The 13552-nt window shown below is 65.7% G+C and carries 14 protein-coding genes and 2 pseudogenes; 10 read left to right on the top strand and 6 right to left on the bottom strand.

Going from position 1 to position 13552, the window contains the following annotated elements; all coding sequences use genetic code 11:
* Positions 1-137 (top strand): annotated as a pseudogene (locus Q0L89_RS04630) (YggS family pyridoxal phosphate-dependent enzyme); the annotation flags it as partial.
* Here Q0L89_RS04630 and Q0L89_RS04625 read toward each other — a convergent pair.
* A complete protein-coding gene (locus Q0L89_RS04625; protein WP_296762931.1) occupies positions 128-634 on the bottom strand; it encodes a L,D-transpeptidase family protein in 507 nt (168 codons plus the stop codon). The pseudogene Q0L89_RS04630 and the gene Q0L89_RS04625 overlap by 10 nt on opposite strands.
* Positions 635-716: 82 nt before the next feature.
* A complete protein-coding gene (gene ribA, locus Q0L89_RS04620) occupies positions 717-1808 on the bottom strand; it encodes a GTP cyclohydrolase II (RefSeq protein ID WP_296762929.1) in 1092 nt (363 codons plus the stop codon).
* A 159-nt stretch (positions 1809-1967) separates the two neighbouring features.
* Here ribA and Q0L89_RS04615 point away from each other — a divergent pair, with 159 nt between their 5' ends.
* Positions 1968-2654 carry a response regulator transcription factor gene (locus Q0L89_RS04615; protein ID WP_296762928.1) on the top strand — a complete coding sequence of 229 codons (687 nt, stop codon included), beginning with the start codon at positions 1968-1970 and terminating at the stop codon, positions 2652-2654.
* A gap of 283 nt (positions 2655-2937) precedes the next feature.
* Here the strand turns inward: Q0L89_RS04615 and Q0L89_RS04610 are convergent, their stop codons facing one another.
* From Q0L89_RS04610 to metF, 3 genes are all read right to left on the bottom strand, one after another.
* Positions 2938-4530, bottom strand: coding sequence for an FMN-binding glutamate synthase family protein (locus Q0L89_RS04610; RefSeq protein WP_296762926.1), 1593 nt, complete (start codon positions 4528-4530; stop codon positions 2938-2940).
* Between the two features lie 120 nt (positions 4531-4650).
* Complete coding sequence (locus Q0L89_RS04605; RefSeq protein ID WP_296762924.1) at positions 4651-5172, bottom strand: PaaI family thioesterase; 522 nt, start codon at positions 5170-5172, stop codon at positions 4651-4653.
* 59 nt (positions 5173-5231) lie between these two features.
* Positions 5232-6098 carry a methylenetetrahydrofolate reductase [NAD(P)H] gene (metF, locus tag Q0L89_RS04600; protein WP_296762923.1) on the bottom strand — a complete coding sequence of 289 codons (867 nt, stop codon included), beginning with the start codon at positions 6096-6098 and terminating at the stop codon, positions 5232-5234.
* 96 nt (positions 6099-6194) lie between these two features.
* Here metF and Q0L89_RS04595 point away from each other — a divergent pair, with 96 nt between their 5' ends.
* Positions 6195-7100: a LysR family transcriptional regulator gene (locus Q0L89_RS04595; RefSeq protein ID WP_296762922.1), complete on the top strand. Its 906-nt coding sequence runs from the start codon at positions 6195-6197 to the stop codon at positions 7098-7100.
* 13 nt (positions 7101-7113) lie between these two features.
* Here the strand turns inward: Q0L89_RS04595 and Q0L89_RS04590 are convergent, their stop codons facing one another.
* On the bottom strand, positions 7114-7986 hold the full coding sequence (locus tag Q0L89_RS04590) for a hypothetical protein (protein WP_296762920.1): 873 nt from the start codon (positions 7984-7986) through the stop codon (positions 7114-7116).
* Between the two features lie 110 nt (positions 7987-8096).
* Here Q0L89_RS04590 and miaB point away from each other — a divergent pair, with 110 nt between their 5' ends.
* The 7 genes and pseudogenes from miaB to Q0L89_RS04555 form a co-directional block, all read left to right on the top strand.
* Positions 8097-9419 (top strand): tRNA (N6-isopentenyl adenosine(37)-C2)-methylthiotransferase MiaB, encoded by a 1323-nt coding sequence (miaB, locus tag Q0L89_RS04585; RefSeq protein ID WP_296762918.1) that lies wholly within the window; start codon positions 8097-8099, stop codon positions 9417-9419.
* A gap of 236 nt (positions 9420-9655) precedes the next feature.
* Complete coding sequence (locus Q0L89_RS04580) at positions 9656-10216, top strand: OmpA family protein (RefSeq protein ID WP_296762916.1); 561 nt, start codon at positions 9656-9658, stop codon at positions 10214-10216.
* A gap of 11 nt (positions 10217-10227) precedes the next feature.
* Positions 10228-10527, top strand: coding sequence for a hypothetical protein (locus Q0L89_RS04575; RefSeq protein WP_296762915.1), 300 nt, complete (start codon positions 10228-10230; stop codon positions 10525-10527).
* Between the two features lie 181 nt (positions 10528-10708).
* Positions 10709-11716 (top strand): PhoH family protein, encoded by a 1008-nt coding sequence (locus Q0L89_RS04570; protein WP_296762932.1) that lies wholly within the window; start codon positions 10709-10711, stop codon positions 11714-11716.
* Between the two features lie 6 nt (positions 11717-11722).
* On the top strand, positions 11723-12253 hold the full coding sequence (gene ybeY, locus Q0L89_RS04565) for an rRNA maturation RNase YbeY (protein WP_296762913.1): 531 nt from the start codon (positions 11723-11725) through the stop codon (positions 12251-12253).
* Positions 12254-12265: 12 nt separating this feature from the next.
* Positions 12266-13180, top strand: a complete 915-nt coding sequence (locus Q0L89_RS04560; RefSeq protein WP_296762911.1) for a CBS domain-containing protein — start codon at positions 12266-12268, stop codon at positions 13178-13180.
* Positions 13173-13552 (top strand): annotated as a pseudogene (locus Q0L89_RS04555) (apolipoprotein N-acyltransferase); the annotation flags it as partial. The gene Q0L89_RS04560 and the pseudogene Q0L89_RS04555, both read left to right, overlap by 8 nt.

The following is a 13552-nucleotide window of genomic DNA, read 5'->3' as shown; positions in this document are numbered from 1 at the left end:
TGGGCAAGATCGCGGCGCGCAACGGGCTGACCGGGCTGTCGATGGGGATGAGCGGCGATTTCGAGCGCGCCATCGCCCTTGGCGCCACGCATGTGCGCGTGGGATCGGCGATCTTCGGAGAACGTGACTACGGCTGAGCGGCGGGCACGATAAGCCTTGTACCAACGGTAACGCGCGCGGCGATCCAGCGCAGATGGTCGCGCCGGAGCGCGACGCAGCCGGCAGTGGGGTATCCGGGCCGGCGCCATTGATGGATGAAGATCGCCGACCCGGCCCCACGCACGGCGCGCGGCCAGTTCCAGTCGGTCAGCAGGACCAGGTCGTAAAGCGGATCAGCCCGGCGCAGGCATTCATGGCTGTGCGGATAGGGCGCACGCACCATCAGGTTGTAATCGGCATGATCGGGATCGTCGGACCACAGATCGCCGGGCCGGATCGGCACAGCCCAGTCTGCGGGTGGCGCTATGCGGTCGGGGCGGTAGAGCATCCCGGTGATGCGGTGCGCACCCAAAGGCGTGGCGCCGTCGCCTTCGCGCTTGGCGCCGGTCAGGCCGCCGCGCCCGATGGCGCACGGGAACCGCCGCCCCATGAAGCGCAGATGCGTGGGCGTGAGGACCAGATCGCAGGGCGTCATGGGCAGCAACGGCGGCAGGGGGCGCTGCCCCCGTCGCGGCAGGCCGCGACTCCCCCGGGATATTTCCGGCCAGAAGAAGCCATCATGGCAGGTGCCCGGACTTGGCCACCTTGGTAGCAAGGTAGGCGCGGTTCTGCGCGGTTTCACCAAGCCTGAGCGAGACGCGGTCGGTGACGGTGATGCCGTACTTTTCCATCATGTCGATTTTTCGCGGGTTGTTGGTGAGCAGCCGGACGCGGGAAAAGCCGAGGGACTTCAGGATCTCGGCACCGAGGCGAAAATCGCGCTCGTCGTCCTCGAACCCGAGACGGTGGTTGGCCTCGACGGTGTCGAAGCCCTGGTCCTGGAGCGAATAGGCGCGCATCTTGTTGGCCAGACCGATGCCGCGCCCTTCCTGGTTGAGGTAGAGCAACACGCCCTCCCCCGCCGCGCCCATCTGCGCCAGCGCACCCTGCAACTGTGCCCCGCAATCGCACTTGAGCGAGCCCATGACGTCGCCGGTGAAACAGGCCGAGTGCAGCCGCGCCAGGACGGGCGCGTCGCGCGCCGGCTTGCCGATCTCGAAAGCATAGTGCTCTTCGCTGCCATCGTCGGGGCGGAAGATGTGCAGCCGGCCGTTTTCGGCGGCAGCGACGGGCAGGCGGGCGCTGACCACCGCGTGGGGGTGCGGCGGCGCGGTCAGCAGCGGGCCGGCGCTATCGGTGTCGATGAGCGTGAGGTTGCGGGCCCGCGCGAACGTGGTCGGCTCGGGCAGGTCGGCAACTATGGCGGCGGGCAGCAGTTGCGCGCTTTTGGCCAGGCGCAGCGCCAGACGGTGCAGCGTCGCGTCGCCCTCGCGGGCACTGGTCAGCGGGCCTTTCATGGGATGGGTGAGGTCATCGGCAGGATCGGCCACCGCCGCGACCCATTCCAGCCCCGCATCCACGGGCAGCAGCACGCGCGCCAGGTCGCCGTCATAGGGCCGCGCCTTGAGCGTTTCGGCCCGCCGCGCGGTGATTGTCAGCACCGGCGTACCACCGAGCGCGCGCAGGTCGTCGAGCCGCGCCTGCCCCAGCGTTTCGGCCGCCAGTACGAGGATACCGCCGCCATGCGCCGCGATCACCACGGGCACGCCCATGCGCAGGTCGGCACGGGCGCGAGAGAGGATTTCGATGGTGTTGGGCGTGAAGGTCATGGACGATCCGGGTTTGCGTTGCCTTCCATCTAGCGCGTCGTGTTTCATTTTGGAACATTGCGCCCACGCGAAAACACGACAGCGTGAAACCGGTTACACCCGTCTTGCCCGGTCGCGTGCAAGCGCGCATGTCTTGGGTAACGGAAATGGAGTGAACCAATGGGACAGCTGAGAAAGATACTTCTGGTCGATGACGACGACGATTTGCGCGAGGCGCTGAGCGAACAGCTTGTCATGACCGAGGATTTCGATGTTTTCGAGGCGGCCAACGGTGCCGAAGCGATGGCCCGCGCGAAGGAGGGGCTTTACGACCTGGTGATCCTCGACGTCGGCCTGCCCGACACTGACGGGCGCGAGCTGTGCCGGGTGTTGCGCAAGCAGGGGCTGAAAAGCCCGGTCCTGATGCTGACCGGACACGACAGCGACGCCGACACTATCCTGGGGCTCGACGCCGGCGCCAACGATTATGTGAGCAAGCCGTTCAAGTTTCCCGTTCTGCTGGCCCGCATCCGGGCCCAGCTGCGCCAGCACGAGCAAAGCGAGGATGCGGTCTTCCAGCTTGGGCCCTACACGTTCAAACCCGCGATGAAGATGCTGGTGACCGAGGACGACCGCAAGATTCGGCTGACCGAGAAGGAAACCAACATCCTCAAGTTTCTCTACCGGGCCACCGATGGCGTCGTCGCGCGCGAGGTGCTGCTGCACGAGGTCTGGGGCTACAATGCCGGGGTGACGACCCATACGCTGGAGACCCACATCTACAGGTTGCGTCAGAAGATCGAGCCCGACCCCACGAATGCGCGCCTGCTGGTGACCGAGGGCGGCGGTTACAAATTGGCAACATAGCAAAAACGTGTTTGCGAGACTCTTTTTTGATCTCGGTCATGGTGGTATTCTCATTACAGAGTTTGAATACGGTATCCCGTGCATGTGCGGGTAATCACATGTACCTCCCTGTTGGACTGGCCCCGGCTTTGCCGGGGTCTTTTTTGTTTGGCAGGTTTGCTTGTCAGGCGCGCATCAGCGTGCGGCAAGGCGGCAAGGGCCGGGCACCGCAATGCGCGGATCGCGTTCAACCACGGGCTGAGCCGGGGCGCACACGGTCGTCGCGACGCTTTCGCAGGGCGCGTTAACTGCCAAAGGCAAAGGTGTCGGTCTTTGCGCCGTCCCAATACTTGGCAAAAGCAGGGTGATGGACCTGCGCGCCCTCGAGGTCGCCGGGGGTGAGCCACTCGTACTGGCTGGCGGCCGAGCGCACGTCGCGCGTGTTGACCCGGATCATCAGGTGATGCGGCGTCAGGTCGGCGGGGTGGCTCAGGCCCGAGGATTCCACCGCTTCTTTCAGCGCGTGCATCGTGTTGGCGTGGAAATTGGCGACGCGGCGATATTTCTGATCAACCACCAGAGCACGATACCGGCCCGGGTCTTGCGTGGTCACACCGGTGGGGCATTTGCCGGTATGGCAGGCCTGCGCCTGGATACAGCCGATCGCGAACATGAAGCCGCGCGCCATGTTGCAGCCATCGGCGCCAAGCGTGAACATCCGGCAAATGTCGAAGGCGCTGACCAATTTGCCCGAAACGATCAGCCGTGTCCGGTCGCGCAGGCCCAGCCCCACAAGCGTGTTGTGCACCAGCATCAGTCCCTCGTGCAGGGGCGCGCCGCGGTGGTCGGCAAACTCCACCGGGGCGGCCCCGGTGCCGCCTTCGGACCCGTCGATGGTGATGAAATCGGGCACGATGCCGGTTTCGCGCATCGCCTTGGCCACCGCGAACCACTCCCACGGGTGGCCGACGCACAGCTTGATCCCAACCGGCTTGCCACCCGATCCGTCGCGTAGCCGCTGCACGAAGTCGCACAGCCCCACGGGGGTGGAGAATTCGCTGTGTGCCGCGGGGCTGTTGCAGGCCTGGCCCTCTGGCACGCCGCGCGCCTCGGCGATGGCCTCGGTCACCTTGGCGCCGGGCAGGATGCCGCCGTGGCCGGGCTTGGCGCCCTGCGACAGCTTGATCTCGATCATCTTCACCTGGTCGTCCTGCGCCTTCTCGGCAAACACCTCGGGGTCAAAGCGCCCTTCTTCGGTGCGGCAACCGAAATAGCCTGACCCGATCTGCCAGATCAGATCGCCGCCGTGCTTGCGGTGGAAGCGCGAGATCGAGCCCTCGCCGGTGGTATGGGCGAAGCCGCCTTCGCGGGCGCCCCAGTTGAGCGCCTCGATGGCATTGGGCGACAGCGCGCCATAGGACATGCCCGAGATGTTGAGTACCGAGGCCGAATAGGGCTGCTTGCAGTCCGGCCCGCCGACGGTGACACGAAAGTCACCGCCTTCCAGGCGAGTGGGCGCCATCGAATGATTGATCCATTCATGCCCGACCTCGTTGACGTCGCGCAGCGTGCCGAAAGGGCGCAGCCCCTCTATCCCCTTGGCGCGGCGGTACACCAGCGCGCGCTGTTCGCGCGAATAGGGGGTCTCGTCGTGGTCGCTTTCAACGAAGTATTGGCGAATCTCGGGGCGGAAGTCTTCCAACAGATAGCGCAGTCGCGCCGACAGCGGGTAGTTGCGCAGCACCGAGCGCGTCGGTTGCAGGTAGTCGGCGAAAGCGACCACCGTTCCGACCAGCCCGACCGCCCCGACGACCGCGCCCCACGCCGGATGATAGAACGCCAGCAGCACCCCGCCGGGGATCAGCAGGAAAACGAGGACGACCGGAATGTATCGCATGACATGCACCTGTTCATCGCTGGAGCGGGCGGATTGGCCTGAGGCTAAAGGCGAAACCGGCGGGGCGCCAAGCAAATTCTTGACAGAATGTCGCAGGGAATCACGACCGCGTGATCGCTCTCAGGCGCCGTGGCCGGTGCCTGGCTCCCGCTCCATGCGCATCACGATGCAGGTGGTCGATCCGGTGGCGTAAAGCCGGTCGTCGTCGACACCGCGAATTTCGCCCGCCGCGACGCCGGTCGAGCGGCCCACGTGCTGCGCCGTGCCGATGGCGCGCACTCGCGTGTCCAGCGGGATGGGGCGAACGATGTTCACCTTGTATTCAAGCGTTGTATAAACCGATCCGCGCGGCACGCGGGTCATGACGGCACAGGCCATGCAACTGTCAAGCAGGGTGCCGTACCAGCCGCCGTGAAGCGTGCCCATCGGGTTTGTGTAGTCGAATTTCGGCACGCCGCAGAACACGACGCGGCCCTCTTCGACCTCTTCCAGCCAGTAGTTGAGCGCCGCACCGATCGGCGGGCCGGAATGTTTTCCGGCCAGAACGTCGCGCATGAACTCCAGCCCCGATTGCGCCAGGATGTCTTCCAGCGTCGGCAATTCGTCGGGCGATGCGGCAATGCGTTGCGTGGTGTCGGTCATCTGCGGGCCCTCCTTGGAGCCGCAGATTGGCCCGGTGCCGGTGCCCCGGCAAGGGGTTGTTACGCAACGTTTTCCAGGGTCACGCGCGGGGTCACGCCAAGCGCATGGCAGACGTCGCGGGTCAATTCCGGGCGGTTGAGCGTATAGAAATGCAGCGCATCGGCGCCGCCCTCGATCAGCTCGGAACACATCTCGGTGCACAGCGCCGTTGCCAGCAGATCCTCACGCCCGTCGCGTTTTGCCTTGTCGAAGGCATCGTCCAGCCACGCCGGCACATGGGTACCGCAGGCCTTGGCGAACTTGCGCACCCCGGCCCAGTTCTCGATCGGGATGATGCCCGGAACGATCGGCTTGTCTATGCCGGCCTTCTCGCAAGCGTCGCGGAAGCGGAAAAAGGTTTCCGGCTCGAAAAAGAACTGCGTGATCGCCTCGACCGCGCCGGTATCGAGCTTGCGCTTGAGCCATGCGACATCTGCGGCGGTATCCGTGGCCTCGGGGTGTTTCTCGGGGTAGGCGCCGACGCGGATGGTGAACTTGCCGGTGTCGGCCAGCGCCTCGACCAGTTCGACAGAGTTGGCAAAGCCGCCCTCGGTGGGGGTGAAGCCCCCCGCACCCTTGGGCGGGTCGCCGCGCAGCGCGACGATCTCGCGCACGCCGGCCTCGGCAAAGCTGTCGGCGATGGCCATGGTTTCCTCGCGCGTCGCGTTCACGCAAGTCAGGTGCGCGGCGACGTTCAATCCGCTGGACCCGTGCAGCGTTGCGACCGCGTCGCGCGTCAGGTCGCGCGTGGTGCCGCCGGCACCGTAGGTGACAGAGACGAAGCGCGGCTCCAGCGGTGCGAGGGTCTGCACCGTATCCCACAGCCGGAACGACCCTTGCAGGTCCTTGGGCGGGAAAAATTCGAACGAAACGCTGGGGGCTTTCATCTGCGGCATCCTTTTTCGGGTTATACCGCTTGTCGCAAAGCTGGCAGTGTGAGACAACCTCATAATTCTCATCCTCAACATGAGGCGGGCTCACATATGCATATCGAGTTCCGGCATCTGCGCACCATCAAGGCCATCCACGACGCCGGCAGCCTGGCCCGTGCGGCCGAGCAGCTCAACATCACCCAGTCGGCGCTCAGCCACCAGATCAAGGGGCTGGAAGACCAGGTCGGCGTCGAGCTGTTCGTGCGTCGCTCGCGGCCGCTGCGGCTGTCGGCGGCGGGAATGCGGCTGCTGCGCGCGGCGGAACGGATTCTGCCGGAGGTTGCCGCGCTCGAAGGCGAGTTCAGCGCCCTGCGCGCCGGCAAGTCCGGCCGGTTGCACATCGCCATCGAATGCCACGCCTGTTTCGAGTGGCTGTTCCCGGTGCTGGAAAGCTTTCGCAAGGCGTGGCCCGATGTCGATGTCGATATCCGCCCCGGACTTGCCTTCGATGCGTTGCCGGCGCTGCAAAAGGAAGAGGTCGACCTGGTCGTCTCGTCCGATCCCGAAAACCTGCCAGGGGTCGAATTCACCACGCTGTTCGATTACGCGCCGGTGTTCGTGGCCTCCAGCCAGCACCCGCTGGCCGCGAAGCCGTGGATCGAGGCCGAGGATTTCCGCGGTGAGACGCTGATCACCTACCCGGTGGAACGCGCCCGGCTGGACCTGTTCAGCCAGCTATTGACGCCGGCCAAGGTGGAACCCGCGGCGGTACGGCAGGTGGAACTGACGGCGGTGATCCTGCTGCTGGTGGCGTCGAACCGGGGCGTGACCGTCCTGCCCGACTGGGTGGTGCGCGAGGTCAAGTATTCCTCGGACTACGTCACCCGGCCGCTGACCCGCACCGGGCTGACCCGTCGGCTGTACGCCGCGACCCGCACCGATGATCTGGCCAAGCCCTACATGGCCGACCTGATCGGCATGGCCGGCGAAGAGGCGCGGCGCATGCAGGCGGCCTGAACACCGGGCCTGTTCAGAACCACTGCCCGGGCTCCATCAGGCCGAGGTCCAGCAACTGGCTGGAATGCCATTCGAACGGGGTCGAGTTGTGCCAGCGAAAGGTGTGGATGTCGAAGGTTGACCCCGGGTTGCGCTTGAGCGCCTTGGCGGTGCGGAACGAGCAGATCGTCGCCGTCAGGTTATGGTGCCAGGGGCACGAATAGGTGTTGTATTCGGTGTCGTTGAAGGTGTGATCGTCACGCAGCCGCAGCCCCTTGCGCGCCCGGAACAGGCCGATCCGGTCGATCCGGCGACGGTCGGGGGGCACATGCTCCTCGAACCGCCAGCGCAACCCGCCGTAGAAATCAAGCTGTTGCGCCAGATGCTTGCCGGTCACCGGGTCGGGCCGGCCCAGCGCGTAATACCCCGAGCGGTCGATATGGGCGTCGTCCAGGGCCACGGCGTCGGCGTGGCGTTCCAGGTCGCCAGCGTAGAGGTCGACCACGAAGGTGATCATTGCGTCGCGCTTTTCCTCGGTGTGGAAAGTCAGCATCTCGCCGACGGTGCGCGATTCGCAGAACGGGAAGAAAAGATATTCGGCATTGTAGCAGTAGTACATCCACAACCCCGGCGCCGCGTCGATCACGCGGTTGACGGTATCCGGCACGGCGCCCTCGGCGGCGGTGTCCAGCGCGATGCGGTGCACGTCGTCGCGCGCCGCGAGGCTGGCGTCGAACTCGAACGTGTCGGGCATGAAGACCAGCGCCTGGCGAAACCCCGCGCCAAGGTGATGACGCAGCGTGCTGTCGATCTCGCAGGCGTCCTCGACAAAGATCATCGCGATGGGGCCCTTGGTCAGGGCCGTTCCGGGATTGGCCAGGAAATGCCGCAGGCTGTCGTATCTCATGCCGGTCTCCGGGCTGGTTCGTGGCGCAGATTCGGCCAATTCGCATTGCATTGCAAGGCGCGGCGAATGTGGTGTAGGCAGGCGCGCGAAACCGCGACAGGACCAGCGCCATGAGCGAGCCGAAGAAACTATTCATCAAGACCTACGGCTGTCAGATGAATGTCTATGACAGCGAGCGCATGGCCGAGGCGATGGGCGGCGCGGGCTATGTCGAGACCGACAGCCCCGGCGACGCCGACATGATCCTGCTCAACACCTGCCATATCCGCGAAAAGGCGGCGGAAAAGGTCTATTCCGAACTTGGCCGGTTCAAGGGGCTCAAGGCCGATAACCCCGATCTGAAGATCGGCGTTGCCGGCTGTGTGGCCCAGGCCGAGGGCGAGGAGATCATGCGCCGCTCCGGGCTGGTGGATATGGTGGTGGGGCCGCAGAGCTATCACCGCCTGCCGGCAATGGAGGCGCGTGCGCGCGGCGGGGAAAAGGTGCTGGACACCGATTTCCCCGAAGACGACAAGTTCGCGGCGCTGAAATCGCGCCCCAAGGCGCGGCGCGGGCCAACCGCGTTCCTGACCGTGCAGGAAGGTTGCGACAAGTTCTGCGCCTTCTGCGTGGTGCCCTATACCCGCGGGGTCGAGGCCAGCCGCCCCGCCGCGCGGGTGCTGGAAGAGACACGCGACCTGGTGGCGCGCGGCGTGCGCGAGATCACGCTGCTGGGCCAGAACGTCAACGCCTATCACGGCGAGGGGCCGGATGGCGCCGACTGGTCGCTGGCGCGGCTCATCTGGGAATTGGACAGCGTCGATGGCCTTGAGCGCATCCGCTTCACCACCTCGCATCCAAACGACATGGGCGACGACCTGATCGCGGCACATGGCGAGTGCGCCAAGCTGATGCCGTATCTGCACCTGCCGGTGCAATCGGGCAGCGACCGCATCCTCAAGCGGATGAACCGCAAGCACACCGCCGAAAGCTATGTCCGCCTGATCGAGCGCATCCGCGCGGCTCGCCCCGATATCCTGATCTCGGGCGATTTCATCGTCGGCTTCCCCGAGGAAACGGAGGCCGACTTCGAGGCGACGATGGATCTGATCCGCGAGGTCGGCTACGGGCAGGCGTTCTCGTTCAAGTATTCGCCGCGCCCCGGCACCCCCGCGGCCGAGCGCGCGCTGGTCGACCCCGACGTTGCATCAGAGCGCCTGTCGCGGTTGCAGGCACTGATCACCCGGCAGCAACGCGACATACAGGATGCGATGGTGGGGCGCGAACTGGGCGTCCTGTTCGAAAAACCGGGGCGTATGCCAGGGCAGATGGTGGGCAAGTCCGATTACCTGCACGCCGTCCATGTCGCCGACTGCCCCGCCACGGCCGGGGAATTGCGGCGCGTGCAGATCACCGAGAGCGGGCCCAATTCGCTGGCCGGCGAACTGGTCTGAGCCGCCCCTGACGATTGTATCGCAGGTACGATCAAACCCCGGCTTTCCAGTAGTATTGTTTCGACGTCGGTTGAATCGGCGCGCGGAATTCCCTTCACATGCGACGCAACTTTGCTAGAGTGCAGTCATTAAATGTCGGGAGCCGCACGATATTCGTCGCAAAAAACGACCTGGTGAGGCGGCTTCTATCGGGGGGAACGATGAAAGGGACTGGGGCTGTGACAAAATTCGATTTCATGACAAGGCCGCTGGCGATCGCCGCGATCTGCGCGCTGGCGTTGATCGTGGTCTCTGCCGGGACGGTTCAGGCGCAATATTCGGGGCAGCGTACCGTCGCCGGAGAGCGGTACGAACCCACCATCTGGATCGACCCGGACGGGTGCGAACACTGGGTGATGGATGACGGGGCGGAGGGCTACATGTCGCCGGTCACCCGTCGCGACGGCACCCCGGTTTGCCACCGCGGCAAGATCTGCGGCATCATGCCCACCGATCAGTTGTTCGCGACCGACCGCCACACCGTGTCGCGTGCCGGCGTGGCGCGGCTGCGTGACTTTTTCCAGCGGGCGAACGCACGGGCGTTCCTGATCCACGGGCATACCGACAGCCGCGCATCGGATGAATACAACATGCGGCTGAGCCGGCGCCGCGCCGAGGCGGTGGCGCGCGTCGCGCAATCGGTCGGGGCCAACATCATCGACGTGCGCGGCTTCGGCGAACGGATGCCGCGCGCCACCAACGCGACATCCCAGGGCATGGCACAGAACCGCCGTGTCGAAATCACCTGCCTGCGCTGAGGAGAGTGACAATGAACATCGTCAAACTGACCACCCTTCTTGGCGCCGCGGCAGTTCTTGCCGGCTGCCAGCAGGTCGGCCCGGACAAGTCGCGCGACCGTGGCGTTGATTCCAAGCACCTGAGCAACCTTGTCGCCGGTGTTTGGGTCGATCCGAATGGCTGTGACCACTGGATCATCGACGACGGCCTCGAAGGCTACCTCTCAGAGCGCAAGCAACCCGATGGCAGCCCGGTCTGCTCGGGGGCGGCGCCGCCGAGCACCGCCGTGGGCCCGTTCAAGGAAGGCTCCAACGTCCCCGATTGGCTGTAGGATCGCGGCACACCGTGACGCACGCAGCGCAGATAACCCGCGGGTCGGCACGGCCCGCGGGCCTTTTTTGGCACATTCCGTATCAATCGCGTGACAATTGCCGCCGCTGCCTTGCACAGCGGCGCGCGGCTTGGCACGCTCGGGTGCCGCCGCCGACTACCTTTCCAGATGGGAGACCCGATTGACCGCCAGCCTCCAGCCACCGATCCCCGCCGCCAGCACATCGTCCGAGCGGCTGGTGGAGTTTCCCGACAACCGGCTGCTGATTGACCTTTGCGGCGAATACGACCGTAATCTCGCCGATATCGAGACCAAGCTCGGAGTGCAGATCCTGCGCCGGGGCAACCAGTTGGCCGTGATCGGCGACGCGGGCGCGACCGAAGACGCCATCGGGGTGCTCAGCGGGCTCTATGAGCGTCTGGAGGCGGGTCGAGACCTTGAGCAAGGCGATATCGACCGCCAGATTCGCATGGGTCCGGGCGAGGACCCGCAAGGCGAGGATGCCGGCGAGCAGCTTGAGATGTTCAAGGGCGGCCGGGTCGAGATCAAGACTCGAAAGAAGCTGGTCGAGCCGCGTACCGCGGCGCAGAAAAGCTATGTCGCCAGCCTGTTCAGCCACGACCTGGCCTTTGGGATCGGCCCGGCGGGCACCGGCAAGACCTACCTGGCGGTGGCGGCCGGGGTGTCGATGTTCCTGGCCGGAGAGGTCGACCGCATCGTCCTGTCGCGCCCTGCCGTGGAGGCCGGCGAGCGGCTGGGTTTCCTGCCCGGCGACATGAAGGAAAAGGTCGATCCCTACATGCAGCCGCTTTACGACGCGCTGGCCGATTTCCTGCCCGGCAAGCAGGCCGCCAAACTGATCGAGGAGAAACGCATCGAGATCGCGCCGCTGGCCTTCATGCGAGGGCGCACGCTCAACAACGCTTTCGTGGTGCTGGACGAGGCGCAGAACGCCACCTCGATGCAAATGAAGATGTTTCTCACCCGTCTGGGCGAGGGCTCGCGCATGGTGGTCACCGGCGACCGGTCACAGGTCGACCTGCCACGCGGCGTCACCTCCGGGCTGCACGATGCCGAGCGGCTGCTCAAGCCGATCGAGCAGATCGGCTTTACCTATTTCAGCGCCCGCGACGTGGTGCGCCATCCACTGGTCGCGGCGATCATCGACGCTTACGACACGGATGTCTGAGCCGCCATGCTGACCGATACGATCATCGAGGATCCTCGCTGGCAGGCCGCGGATTTGCCGGCGCTGGCCGAGCGCGCGGCGCAGGCGGCATTGGTGCATCTGGGCCATGATCCGGCCGCCTATGAAATCGGCGTTTTGGGCTGCGACGATGCGCGCATAGCAGCGCTCAACGCAGAGTTCCGCGAAAAGCCGGCGCCGACCAATGTGCTGAGCTGGCCGGCGCAACCGCTTGCCCCTGTCGCCGCGGGCGCCTGTCCGCCGCCGCCTGCGGCACCGGGCCCGCCCGGTATGACGCAGGAGCTTGGCGATATCGCCATTTCCTGGGACACTTGCGTGCGCGAGGCAGCCGCGGCGGCAATGCCGCTGACCGATCATGCGACGCACCTGCTGGTTCACGCCGTGCTGCACCTGCTTGGCTACGACCATATCCGTGACCCGGACGCCACCTTGATGGAGTCACTTGAAACACGGATACTTGGCAAGTTGGGTATTGCTGACCCATATAGAGGGGGCGAAGGGGCCATGTGCCCCGCTTGACTGGAAAGAGACATGAGTGACAACATCGACGGATCGTCTGCTGCGGCGCAACGCGCGCACGGCGAAACCGGAAGCGACGAAGACCCCGCCGAAACGGGATTTTTCGAACGGATGACACGGCCATTCCGCAAGGGCAGGCCGGACGAGGCAGAGGCAGACGCCGACCACGGCAACGGCACCGCCCCGGCGGCGCGGTCGCACGACATCCTGAACCTCCGGCGCATGCGCGTGGAGGATGTCGCCATCCCCAAGGCCGATATCGTGGCGGTGCCCGATACCGTCACCCGCGACGACCTTGTCGCGCAGTTCCGCAACACCGGTTTCTCGCGCCTTCCGGTCTACTCAGAGACGCTCGATTCGCCGGTGGGCATGGTTCACCTGAAGGATTTCGCGCTGCGCCACGGGTTCTGCGCGCCCGAGGGCGAGGCCGAGGATGCCTTCGACCTTGCCGAGATGATACGCCCGCTGCTGTACGTGCCGCCGTCGATGTCGATCGGCGTGCTGCTGCAAAAGATGCAAAGCGAACGCAAGCACATGGCCCTGGTCATCGACGAATACGGCGGTGTCGACGGGCTGGTGACCATCGAGGACCTGATCGAGCAGGTCATCGGCGAAATCGAGGACGAGCACGACACCGAAGACGAGGATTTCTGGACCCTCGAACAACCGGGCCAATACTTGGCACTGGCCAAGACGCCGCTCGACGAGTTCGAGGCCGAAACCGGCATCGCGCTGACCGAGGCCGACGATATCGACCCCGAAGAGATCGACACGCTGGGTGGCCTGGTCTTCGTGCTGTCAGGCCGGGTTCCGGTGCGCGGCGAGGTGGTGCAGCACCCCGCCGGCCCCGAATTCGAGGTGGTCGATGGCGACCTGCGCCGCATCAAGCGCCTGCGCGTGCGGCTCAACGGCCCCGCGGATGTCTGACGCGACGCCGGTCCGGGCGTTGGACCCGGCCGGCTGGCTGCGTGGGCGCCCGAACTGGCAATCACTGGGCGTCGCTGCGCTGGCCGGTGGCGTGGCGGCCACCGGGCAGGCGCCGCTGGGCTGGGTGGTGCCCGCGCTCGCCGGGTTCGCGGCCGGCGTCGCCGCGCTGTCCGCCGCTCCGGGCTGGCGTCGGGCGGTGCTGGTTGGGCAGGCCTTCGGCACCGCGTATTTCCTGGTTGCGCTGACCTGGCTGGTCGAACCGTTCCTGGTCGATGCCGCGCGCCACGGCTGGATGGCACCCTTCGCGCTGGTCCTGATGGCCACCGGCATGGCGCTGTTCTGGGCCGCGGCGTTCGGGCTGGCCCATGCGCT

It is taken from the genome of Sediminimonas sp., from assembly GCF_024637375.1.
In the GTDB taxonomy this organism is placed as follows: Bacteria; Pseudomonadota; Alphaproteobacteria; order Rhodobacterales; family Rhodobacteraceae; genus Sediminimonas.
This window is presented reverse-complemented; position numbering and strand designations above follow the sequence as displayed.